Here is a 10,673-nt window from a genome sequence, read left to right as displayed (position 1 = left end):
TTCTTCGGCATCTGCTGCGCCCAGCGATGGTGACCGCGACCGGCCCGGTGACCCACGACGGTGACCAGCCCTCGCGGTGCACGGATCTGCCGCCGGTCGCGTGGTGGCCAAGGTTCCGGGTCGCTCGGGCCAGGAGCCGCGACCGGCAGTCGGCGGTACGGTGTGGCAGTGTCTGCCAGCGCGGGACGACCGTTGATCTTTGTCGACATCGACGGTGTGCTTATCCCGCTTCGAGCACGGCCCGCCGGGGCCGATGGTTGTTGGAGCGGCAGGGCGGGAGACGGCCACGGCCGCGACGGCAATCCTCTGTTGGATCGTCTCGACCCGGCCGACGGTCGTCGGCTGCTCGCCCTGCCGGGCGAGCTGGTCTGGGCCAGCACCTGGATGGCCGACGCAAACGACGTCGTGGCGCCCCGGATCGGTCTTCCCGCTCTGCCCGTGGTCGACTGGTCCGACGCTGACGAGGAACCACCGCGCGGCGTGCACTGGAAGACCGCATCGTTGGCGCGGTGGGCAGCAGGAAGCCCATTCGTCTGGCTCGACGACGAGACCACCGACGCCGACCGACGATGGATCGCCGGACACCACCCGCAACCGGCACTACTGCACCACGTCGACCCGTACCTGGGACTGACCGACATCGACCTCGCGGCAGTACGTCAATGGCTCGAGCACCGGCACGAAGCCGATTGACGGCCACGCACATCTACTGCCGATCGGGTGCGAGATCGGCGCAAGCTTGCGGGAAACAGGGCGGCGCTCGGTCAGGTGCCCGGATCGGTGTCGCCTTGTTTCTCCTCGCCGGTGTCGAAGAACCTCCTCAGGTAGGCCGGCGGATCCAGGTCGCTGGCCCTCAGCAGCGAGAAGACCTCCGCCCCATGCCCGGGCTCATCAAACAACCGATACGCCTGGGAGAGTCCCACAAAGTCCGTGTCGGGCTGCTCTACCGCGTACCCGAGGGCCTCGTCCTCGGCCAACGCGATCGCCTCGTCGAAACCTGCGGCGCGCCACAGCGTCAGCCGTTCCTCGTACAACTGGCTCGCCGAGTCGCCGCCCACGCGGAAGACGCAGCGAACGCAGAACCAGCCAACCTCGCCCTGCGTCTGTTCGTTCGGCCTGGCCATCCATTTATCGTCTCGCTTCGGCTCGCCGGCTGCGAGCCCATCTACCGGGGCTACGGTCTTCGGCAGAGCGCTTGCCGGGGAGACCAGGGTGGTGCCCGACCGCTGTGGCGTACGGACGCCGTCATGGCCGGGCGGCCTGCGGTATCGCCCAGGGTTAGGCTCGCCACGTGCCGGCGCTCATCGAGGTCGTGTCCGTCATCAACGCCACGCCGAGTGTGGTGTTCGACCTGACCCTCGACGTGGACGTCCACACCGCGTCCCTGCCCGCCAGCCGCGAAACGGCCACGACCAGCACCGGACGACGCCAACTCGCCCTCGGCGACGAAGTCACCTTCCACGCCCGCCATTTCGGACTGATCTGGCGCATGACCAGCCGAATCACCGCCTACGAACGGCCGTACCACTTCGTGGACGAGCAGACCCGAGGCCCCTTCCGTGCCCTGCGCCACGAGCACCAGTTCCAGGACCTCGACGGCGTACGCACGCTGATGACCGACCGCATGACCATCACCGCGCCCCTGCCGCCGCTGGGAGCAGCGGTGACCTGGACGCTCATCGCGCCGTACCTACGCCGGCTGTTGATACAACGGGCAGCCCACATCACCTACCTGGCACAAGCCCACGAGCCGTAACTTCCCGACGAAACCGGGAGATGCACCCCCCCGGAACCGGGCGGACGTCGCCGCAGCGCGTGAGGCCGATTCTCGCGATGAGGGTCAGCGCAGGCGGCTTCCACCAACGCACGGATGCCGGCGTGCGGGTGTGGCAGTGCGCGGTTGAGGGGTCGTCGTCATGTGGTGCCGATGCTGCGGGGCGGGGCGAGCAGGTGATCGATGGCGTTGTGGAACTCGTTGAAGGTGCGGATCCGGCTGGCCTGGTTCGTGTAGCGGCGGAAGGCTTCACTGAAGTGCTCGGCCAGGTGGTCGACCTCGTCGGTGGCTTCGGGTGTCCTGATGGTGAGGTAGCTGGCAGCGCCGGCACCAAGATCGTGGACCACGGCCAGGTCGACGAAGATGTCGCCGGGCTGCAGAATCTCGGTCAGGTCCGGACGGTGCGCTTGATTCAGCGTCGAGGCCAGCACGTTGGCCCGGTCTGGATCGTGGAGGGCGAACAGCGTGATCTCCGAGGTGGCGTCGCCGGCGACGGCCAGGGCAAGGTCGGTGAGATGCCGGAAGCTGGTCACGTTGAACAGACCGGCGAAGCCGGCGTGTTCTCGTTGCCACGGGTCTGGCATCGGCCGTAGCGGCACGCAGGCGCGAGCCGGGACAAACCCGATATCCGCGGTGAGCCACTCGGGCTGCTCGACGTCGACCTCGTACTCCCAGCGGACCAACTGCACCGCCTCACGGTTCATGCCCCGCAGCTGAGCTGCCTCGTCGCGGTAGTAGGCGGGAACGGCGGACCGGCTCCGGCCCGCGGTCAGCTCCCAGGCCAGCGCCCGCCATACCGCCAGGGCCTCACCGTCGTCGTTGTTGATCGCGTATCGACACCACGGGTTCAGATCCACATCGTCTGAGTAATCCTGCTCCCACAGCCCCGGCCACATCGGGCCAGGCATATCCGCCTCGTCGGCACGGGCCACGTAGCTGTGCAGCCCATCGTGGCGCTCGTGTGCGAACCTCAGGAACGGCTCCGGATCTGGCACCACATCAGGATGCCGGACAGTCAGCCGTCGTTACCGCACCAGCCCGGTGCCTAGCGTGGGCGACAACCTCGTCTGGCATCCGCCGATCGCGGTTGCCGGCGAGGCGTTCTGGGAGACGGGCGGCTGCTTGCCCGTACGATCTCGGCCGTGCATACCACCCCGCTGACTCCGATCGACATGGACGCGGTCTTCCCGCAGTTGCGTGGGTTCGCGCGGACGACCATCCGGCTGCATCCACGCAAGGGCTCGCCGTCGGTCGAGCAGAGCTCCGTGGGCGGGCCGCTGCTCTGGCCAGCGAACGAGCCCTGGCCCACTTGTGAGGTGAAGGTCTGGACGATCATCCCGCCGAGGCTGGGGTGCCGCTCGTGCCGGTCCTGCAACTGCTCGCCGACGGTGTGCCTGAGCTGCCATTCCCGGAGGGCTCTGACGTGCTGCAGGTGCTGTGGTGCCCGTTCGAGCATGATCCGTGGAGTGCTCCGCTGCCACGTCATCACCGACTGGGACCGGGCTGCCGACCGGGACGGCTGGCGGAGGCCACTGCACTGGTGCCCATGGCGGGACGAGGCCCTCACGCCGGATTGAAGACGCCGGCGCGGAGGGCTGCGGCGGCCGCGGCGGCAGTACGTTGCGCGAACTCCTCGTCGATGGGTTCGTCGACGACAAGCAGCCGCAGGAAGAAGGGCGCGCCCAGGACCTCGATCGCGGCCCGGGCATCGGTGCCCTGAGGCAGTTCGCCGCGGGCGATGGCGTGGTCGACGACGGCCTTGGCGAGGCCGAACCGTTCGGCGAAGAAGCCGCGGACGACCTGCGCGGCGCGCGGGTTGCGGGGCGCGGCCGCGGCCAGGGCGGTGATCAGCTCGCCTGGTTCGCCGGTCATGCCGCGCCGAACCAGCAACGCCAGTTCTTCCAGGTCCGTGTCGAGGTCGCCGGTGTCCGGGATCGGGACGACCTCACTGGCGTACTCGCTGAGCAGGTCGCCGAGGACCCCTTCCAGGTCGGTCCACCGGCGGTAGACCGACGTCTTGTTGACGCCGGCCGCCTGGGCGATCCGTTCGACGGTCAGCTCGGCGTACCCGTCAACGAGGAGGCCACGGGCGGCCGTGAGGACCGCGGCCCGGACACGGGCGCTGCGCCCGCCCGGTCGTTGGCCGGCAGACATTGGACACCTCCTTTAACGCACCGACTGTTGCGTTACATCATCCCATCATGGCAGGCTGAGAAAGCAACACGAGTTGCGATTGGGGGCCATCCATGAAGACCACCGTCTGCGTTGTCGGCGGCGGGCCCGCAGGGCTCGTCCTGGGGCTGCTGCTCGCCCGGCAGGGGGTGCAGGTCACCGTGCTGGAGAAGCACGCCGACTTCCTCCGGGACTTCCGCGGCGACACCGTGCATCCCTCCACACTGAACATGCTCGACGAAATCGGGCTCGGTGAATCGATGGCGGCGCTGCCCGGGCGCAAGGCCAGCGCGTTGCGCGCCACCTTCGACGACGGCACCTACACCGTCGCGGACTTCACGCGCCTACCGGCGCCGCACAACTACCTGTACTTCGTTCCCCAGTGGGACTTCCTAGAGTTGCTCGCGACCGAGGCGGCGAAGTTCCCGACCTTCGTGCTGCTGCGCTCCACCACCGTGACGGGCCTGCTCCGCCACGCGTCCGGCGCCGTCACCGGCGTGCGGGCCGCGGGCCCGGAGGGCGAGCTGGAGATCGAGGCATCCCTCATCGTCGCCTGTGACGGCCGCGATTCGGTGGTACGCCGGGAACTCGGCCTGCGGCCGGTCGACTACGGCGCGCCCATGGACGTGCTGTGGTTCCGAATCTCCCGCCGCGCAGGCGACGGCGACGGCCTGGCAATGCGGATCGCCTCCGGAGGGCTGATGCTCGCCATCGACCGCGGCGACTATTACCAGTGCGCGTACGTCATCGCCAAGGGCGGCTACGACGAGATCCGCGCGGCCGGGCTGGAGGCGCTGCGGGAACAGGTGACCCGGCGGCATCCCGTCCTCGCCGACCGGGTCGGTGAGCTCGCCACCTGGGACGACGTCAAACTGCTGACGGTGAAGGTCAACCGACTGGAGCGGTGGCACGCGCCTGGCGCGCTGCTCATCGGCGATGCCGCACACGCCATGTCACCGATCGGCGGCGTCGGCATCAACCTGGCGGTGCAAGACGCCGCGGCCACCGCCCGGATGCTAGGCCCGAAGCTCGTCGCCGGGGAGCCAGTGACCGAAGCGGACCTCGCCGCAGTGCAGAAGCGCCGGCGCTTCCCGACAGTGGTGACGCAGAACATCCAGCGCGCCGCGCAGCGGCGCGTCGTCGACCCGCTACTGCACGCCACTGGCCGGATCGAGGCCCCGGCACCGATCCGCCTGCTGCAGCGGTTCCCGGCGCTGCAAGCCCTCCCCGCCAAGCTGGTCGGCATCGGCGTACGCCCCGAGCACATGCCCTGACCCACCAATCCGACAGCCGGATGGAGACGGAATCCGCCAGCCACGATGTCTTGAAACCGAATCCAGCCACGCTACCCGTGATCTCAGGCGCCCTGCTTGGCGGCTGCTCAGAGGCATCCGCACATGCCGCTGACCGCTCGTCACTTTCCGTGGCGATCATGAGTATCGCTCGACACTCGGAGATGCCGATGTGCGTGCGATCAGTCCGGTTCAGCCCGGACCGTAGGTAAGAGACGGGTCTGGCCCCACCGCCCATCAGCTCCCACGCAGCGCCTCCGTACCCAATCGACAACAGTGGTGGCGCGTCACGGTGGCAGGACCGACGCGCCGGAGCGGGACACGATCTCCTGGAGGGCCGCGACGTGCTGTTCGAACGCCGCGCGCCCCACGGTGGTCAGCTTCGCCGAGGTACGGGGGCGCTTGCCTACGAAGCCCTTGCGGATCTGCACGTAGCCGGCCTCCTCCAGCGTGGATAGCTGCTTGGACAAGGCCGAGTCGGACAGGCCGACGCTGTCGCGGATGAATTTGAAGTCGGCTACTTCTGAGGCCGCCAGCAGGGACACGATCGCCAGCCGAGTCGGCGCGTGGATCAGTTCGTCAAAGCGCGGCCTAGTCATCGGCTAGCACCAGCGCGATTGTTGAGCATCACACGGCGCAGTGTCCGCGTGAGCATGGGGCCGCCCACGATCAGCAGGACCGCGCCCAGCAGGTTGGCCAGGGTCGCCGGGTACGATACGCCAGCGGCTGCCAGGCTGAACGCGACGGCGAGCGTGATGCCGAGGACCAGCGCCACGAAACCGAGGATCATCGTCACTCCCCGCCCGCCGAGTAGCTCGTTGCGCGGCTGGACTCGCACCGCACCGCGAACCACCCACCCGGTCCCGCCGAGGATGCCGAGCACGAACACGGTGACACCGACGCCTATCGTGACCGGTTCGCGCGATTCGACCGCGGCGGCGAGTGCCACGATAAGCCCCCCGACAAGCCACCAATACCAGGCCGGGACGACGGACACGTTAATGACCTGCTCCTGGCGATTTCTGATCTGATCCAACGCCCGGGCCGCTTCGTCGGGGTGTACCTGTTCGCTCATGCTGCCCTCCTGGACTCGGGAACTTTCCTACCAAGAAAGTAACCTCGTCTTTCCCAGTTGGCAAGTACTTTCCCGACACTCACGGCAACGCTGACCGGCAGAGCGACGGCCCCAGCCCCCCAGCCGAGCGCAACCATGGCGCCGCAGGTGGTCCTGGTAGCGCCAGCTGACACGCCGAGGAAAGCGACAGGATGGTGCGAAGAACCAAGACCCCCGCTCGAGCCGAGCGGCGCAGGATGCGACAGATCGACGAGGCCATACACACGCTTCTGCTGGTGGTCGCCCAGACATGCCGGCCAAGCCGCGACATGGACGACAGCTCGACGGAGCCCTTTAGCAGCGGCCAGAACGCCCGACGCGCACGTCCGCTTCTGGCATCCCTCTGTGCCATCAAGAGGCGGCGAGGAGTGGTGTTCTAGGCTGGGGCTCGGCGGGTCCGGGAAGTGACTGTTCCGAAGTGTCGATCATGGGGATTTGGTCGGCCGCGCTGGATTGAAGAGTCGCCCCCGTGTGTCCTCCCGGGCCCGTCCCGGACTTCTCGGCGTCTTTGATCATTTGCCGGTAGACGATGTCGGACAGGCGTCGTTTGAGTGCCCGCATGGCCTCCATCGGGATCTTGCCAGCGGCGAGTTTGCGCCGGTAGTAGGCGCGTCCTTCGGTGTCGTGGCGCAGCTGGACGACGGCCATGATGTGCAGGGCCCGGTTGATGCGCCGGTTCCCGGCCCGAGACAGGCGATGGCGTTGCTGGTCACCGGAGGATGCGTCCAGAGGTGCGGTGCCGTTCCAGGAGGCGAAATGCCCGCGGCTGGCAAACCGGTGGATGTTCGCGACGTCGCCGATCAGGCGGGCGGCGCCGGAGAGCCCGATGCCGTTGAGGTCCTGCAGGCTGCTGCCGGTGGTGTCGACGAGTTCGGTCAGCTCCTTGTTCGCGGCCTTGATCTTCTTGTCGACCTGGACCAGTTCGGTGATCAGTTCGGAGGCCAGCCGGCGGCGGGTGCGCCCGACCAGATCGCGCGGCCGGATCGTGTTGAGCAGAGTCCGTGCCTGGGCGGCAGACAGGAACTTCTTCGCCCCACCGGGCAGCAGCTCCAGCAGGAGCTTGTGGATGCGGTTGAGCAGGTCGGCGCGGGCCTGACCGAGACCGTCGCGGTGGTCGACCAGCAGCCTCAACGCAACCGTCACATCGTCGACGGTGACCTGCCGCAGACCCTTCGCCCGCAGGGTGGCCACGGCGACGCTGTGGGCCGCAGCGGTGAACTGCCGATTGACCAAATCCGGCGCGGGTGCCGCTTTCGGATTCGACCGGGTGGACGGGATGCGCCACTTCTTGCGCAGGAACGCCCCTTGCAGGCCGGCGGTACGCATCAACCGCTCGGCCCGCTTGCGGCCCACCTGGCGGCCTTTGGCGGCGCAGCATTGCGTGCACTCGCGGACTGCCGTAGGTGCCGCCCGACACGTCGTGGATCTCGGCGATCTCCACAGCCAGCTCCGCGTCCTCGCGTCGCCTGGGCGACGGGTTCGCGGCCTGGGCGAGCCACCCGTAGTAGGTCGACACAGCCACGTTGAGGACCCGGAGGACGGGCTCGACCCCGAAGCGGTCTTTCAGCTCGTCGACGAGCGTCACGACCGTCGCCGGCGTGACCTGATTCCCGGCGGCGCGGCGTTGGACCTCACCGCCGACAAGGCCGCAACACTGTTGCGCGGCATCCGGCCCGTCACCGACACCTGCCGCCGCGACCTCGCACGCGACATGATCGCCGACCTGCGTCACCTCGACCGGCGCCTGCACACCAACCAGACCCAGATCCGGCAAGTCCTGGCCGAGACGCACTCCACGATCGTCGACATGCGCGGCGTCGGACACCTCATCGCCGCGAAGGTTCTCGGTCACGTCGGTGACGTCACCCGTTTCCCGACCGCGGATCACTTCGCCAGCCACGCCGGCACCTCCCCGCTGGAAACCTCCAGCGGCGAACGCCGCCGACACCGGCTCAACCCCACCGGCAACCGGCAACTCAACACCTCTCTGCACACCATCGCGCTCGTCCAAGCCCGCGCCCCAGGCCCCGGCCGCGTCTACTACCAGCGCAAACTCGCCGAAGGAAAGACCCCGGCCGCGGCGCGACGCGCCCTGAAACGACGCCTCACCAACGTCCTCTACCGACACCTCATCAAAGATCAACTCGCCCTCCCCGTCAGCAGGGGTTGACACACAGAGGCGCTCTTGAGCCTCTCCGCGCCGCGATGACCGGCAGGCGCATGCCATGAGTGAGCCACACCAAACCTGCGGTGGACAGCCGCGAGCGAGCGATCCCACCGGTCGCCTCGACCAAGCCTGGCCGGGCTGCGGTCGTGACACCAGTAGATAAGAAGCCGATGAGGGCGCACTCGATCATGCCGGATGAGCGTCTGTGTGATTCGTCGCGCCGGGCGACCTCCATGCCGGCCGGCTCGAACGCGCATACGCACATGCTGGTACTCGAATGTAACAGAAGCTGTTGCTTTTGCTGTGCACGTCGGTGAGACTGTCGCGGTGGCGGCCAACAGCAGGGTGACCATCGCGGCCCACGCCTTGGCGTGGCTGGAACTGGCCAGGCGGCGCGGTCGTGAGGTGCTCACCTCCGAGGAGGTGGCGGCCAGCATCAATACGAACGCGGTCATCGTCCGGCGCAGCCTCGGCGACCTGCAGCGGGCCGGCCTGGTGAGGGCCCGCCGCGGCAACGGCGCCGGCTTCTCCCTCGGACGGCCAGCAACAGAGATCACACTGCTGGACGTCTGGCTCGCCGTCTCGCCGGAGCCGTTACTCGCCTTGCACCACTCCGAGCCGAACATGGAATGCCCGGTCGGACGCGGAATCCGTCCGGTGCTCACCGACCTGTACGACGAAGCGACCGACACGTTCCGGGCGGCGCTGGCGCGCTGGACCGTCACCGACGTCTTGGAAAGGATCCTGGCATGATCGTCGAATTGCGCCGTTACACCCTGCGCGAGGGACGCCGCGACGAACTGATCGACCTGTTCGACCGCGAGTTTGTCGAGACCCAGGAGGAACTGGGGATGGCCGTGCTGGGCCAGTTCCGCGACCTCGACCGGCCCGACCACTTCGTCTGGCTGCGCGGATTCACCGACATGCAATCGCGCCGGACCGGTCTAGCAGCCTTCTACTCCGGCCCAGTGTGGGCAAAGCACGGGCCAGCCGCGAACGCGACGATGCTCGACTCGGACGACGTACTGCTGCTCCGTGAGAGCGTCGCGGTGCCGGTATTTGACCGCGGCACCGCCAACCCCGAATCGGTTCTGCACGCGACAGTCTGGTACTGGGCCGGCCCCTTCCCCGACCCTACGGTGAGCCCGAAAGACACACTGGCCGTACTACGGACCGAGTACGCCGCGAACAACTTCCCCCGGCTACCGGTCCGCGAGGGGGAACACGCGCTGGTCTGGCTCACGCGGTCCCCCCTGCAGGCAGACGTACCCGCGGAAGTGGTGAAGACCGAAAACCTGCGCCTCCGCCCCACCCGCCGCTCCACCCTTCATTGAGGAACGCTAAGACGGGCCGCTCCGTTGCCGAACGGAGCGCTCGCCGGTGCCACCGATCAGCACGACACGACCGTGACCGCCGCTCGATCGGACGCACGGATCTAGCCGCGAAGCGCTCGGCGAATTGCGCAGCACCAACAGTTGGTGTCGGTGTACGCGTTCCGGTGCAGAGCCAGGTACGCCAGACGTAGACAGGCCGGGATGTCTGCCACTTCGGCTCCGTCGGCGACTGCGGACGCAGTGGCCTCCCTCCGCCGCAGCTTAGGTCGGGTTACCAGTAGATCCGGCCGGAGCGCCCGGAGTGCGGCTAGATTAGGACGCCCCGCGCCAGGCGTCGGACTGGTGCGCTACCGGCGATTGGCTATCCGGCAAGATCGTGTTTCGAGCTTCACTTGACGAGGGTCGCGCAGGGTGATGCCCGGACACGCGTGATGCATAGGGGGTGGTGGACCTAAGCATCGATCTCGTAGCGGTACCAACGCCGACGATCGCCGTCGACCTGAAGCCAGAGCATCTCGTCACGGCCGACCTTTCCCCGCGCCCAACCTGACGGTTGCCGGCCGTCTGGCAGCAGCAGATGCTCGCGTTCCGTCTCGACCACAACGTCGCCGTCTCGGCGGGCTCGACGGATGTCCCAGCGGTACCGTCCATCGTCCCGGTGCTGGTCGAGGAAGGCGACATCGGCGCCGGAGACGGCCAGACCGGAGCAGCTTCTGATGGTGTTCGACATGACCGCCCGGACACCATGCGCGTCGAGTTCGACCAGAGGGAAGTGGCGTCGCGAAAGGTAATCGAGCGCTCCGGTGGCGTGCTCCAGGAC

General features: G+C 68.0%; 13 protein-coding genes. 6 read left to right on the top strand and 7 right to left on the bottom strand.

Features of this window, described 5'->3' with window-relative positions:
• Positions 1-192 precede the first annotated feature (192 nt).
• The gene (locus ACFY2A_RS16080) at positions 193-693 is read left to right on the top strand and encodes an HAD domain-containing protein (protein ID WP_387172304.1); all 501 of its coding nucleotides are present in this window, start codon (positions 193-195) and stop codon (positions 691-693) included.
• Between the two features lie 71 nt (positions 694-764).
• Here the strand turns inward: ACFY2A_RS16080 and ACFY2A_RS16075 are convergent, their stop codons facing one another.
• Entirely contained in the window at positions 765-1,124 is a 360-nt protein-coding gene (locus tag ACFY2A_RS16075) for a hypothetical protein (protein ID WP_387172277.1), read from the bottom strand.
• A 167-nt stretch (positions 1,125-1,291) separates the two neighbouring features.
• Here ACFY2A_RS16075 and ACFY2A_RS16070 point away from each other — a divergent pair, with 167 nt between their 5' ends.
• Complete coding sequence (locus ACFY2A_RS16070) at positions 1,292-1,756, top strand: SRPBCC family protein (protein WP_363925578.1); 465 nt, start codon at positions 1,292-1,294, stop codon at positions 1,754-1,756.
• A 158-nt stretch (positions 1,757-1,914) separates the two neighbouring features.
• Here ACFY2A_RS16070 and ACFY2A_RS16065 read toward each other — a convergent pair whose 3' ends face one another.
• A complete protein-coding gene (locus ACFY2A_RS16065; protein WP_387172275.1) occupies positions 1,915-2,769 on the bottom strand; it encodes a hypothetical protein in 855 nt (284 codons plus the stop codon).
• A 568-nt stretch (positions 2,770-3,337) separates the two neighbouring features.
• Complete coding sequence (locus tag ACFY2A_RS16060; protein ID WP_387172273.1) at positions 3,338-3,928, bottom strand: TetR/AcrR family transcriptional regulator; 591 nt, start codon at positions 3,926-3,928, stop codon at positions 3,338-3,340.
• Between the two features lie 92 nt (positions 3,929-4,020).
• Between ACFY2A_RS16060 and ACFY2A_RS16055 the strand changes: the two genes are divergently transcribed.
• On the top strand, positions 4,021-5,220 hold the full coding sequence (locus ACFY2A_RS16055) for an FAD-dependent oxidoreductase (protein WP_387172271.1): 1,200 nt from the start codon (positions 4,021-4,023) through the stop codon (positions 5,218-5,220).
• Positions 5,221-5,525: 305 nt separating this feature from the next.
• Here the strand turns inward: ACFY2A_RS16055 and ACFY2A_RS16050 are convergent, their stop codons facing one another.
• The 3 genes from ACFY2A_RS16050 to ACFY2A_RS16040 form a co-directional block, all read right to left on the bottom strand.
• Positions 5,526-5,837 (bottom strand): transcriptional regulator, encoded by a 312-nt coding sequence (locus ACFY2A_RS16050; RefSeq protein ID WP_363925582.1) that lies wholly within the window; start codon positions 5,835-5,837, stop codon positions 5,526-5,528.
• On the bottom strand, positions 5,834-6,313 hold the full coding sequence (locus tag ACFY2A_RS16045) for a hypothetical protein (RefSeq protein WP_387172269.1): 480 nt from the start codon (positions 6,311-6,313) through the stop codon (positions 5,834-5,836). Before ACFY2A_RS16045 ends, ACFY2A_RS16050 begins: the two co-directional genes overlap by 4 nt.
• Positions 6,314-6,703: 390 nt before the next feature.
• Positions 6,704-7,705, bottom strand: a complete 1,002-nt coding sequence (locus ACFY2A_RS16040; protein WP_387172267.1) for a transposase — start codon at positions 7,703-7,705, stop codon at positions 6,704-6,706.
• Between the two features lie 358 nt (positions 7,706-8,063).
• Here ACFY2A_RS16040 and ACFY2A_RS16035 point away from each other — a divergent pair, with 358 nt between their 5' ends.
• The 3 genes from ACFY2A_RS16035 (at position 8,064) to ACFY2A_RS16025 (ending at position 9,853) form a co-directional block, all read left to right on the top strand.
• Entirely contained in the window at positions 8,064-8,522 is a 459-nt protein-coding gene (locus tag ACFY2A_RS16035) for a transposase (RefSeq protein WP_387172302.1), read from the top strand.
• Between the two features lie 324 nt (positions 8,523-8,846).
• Complete coding sequence (locus tag ACFY2A_RS16030) at positions 8,847-9,272, top strand: Rrf2 family transcriptional regulator (RefSeq protein WP_387172265.1); 426 nt, start codon at positions 8,847-8,849, stop codon at positions 9,270-9,272.
• Complete coding sequence (locus ACFY2A_RS16025) at positions 9,269-9,853, top strand: NIPSNAP family protein (RefSeq protein WP_387172262.1); 585 nt, start codon at positions 9,269-9,271, stop codon at positions 9,851-9,853. The genes ACFY2A_RS16030 and ACFY2A_RS16025 overlap by 4 nt, the downstream gene beginning before the upstream one ends.
• A gap of 451 nt (positions 9,854-10,304) precedes the next feature.
• Here the strand turns inward: ACFY2A_RS16025 and ACFY2A_RS16020 are convergent, their stop codons facing one another.
• Complete coding sequence (locus ACFY2A_RS16020; RefSeq protein WP_387172260.1) at positions 10,305-10,583, bottom strand: hypothetical protein; 279 nt, start codon at positions 10,581-10,583, stop codon at positions 10,305-10,307.
• Between the last annotated feature and the right edge of the window lie 90 nt (positions 10,584-10,673).

Source organism: Micromonospora sp. NPDC000442, from assembly GCF_042898635.1.
Taxonomy (GTDB): Bacteria; Actinomycetota; Actinomycetes; order Mycobacteriales; family Micromonosporaceae; genus Micromonospora.
This window is presented reverse-complemented; position numbering and strand designations above follow the sequence as displayed.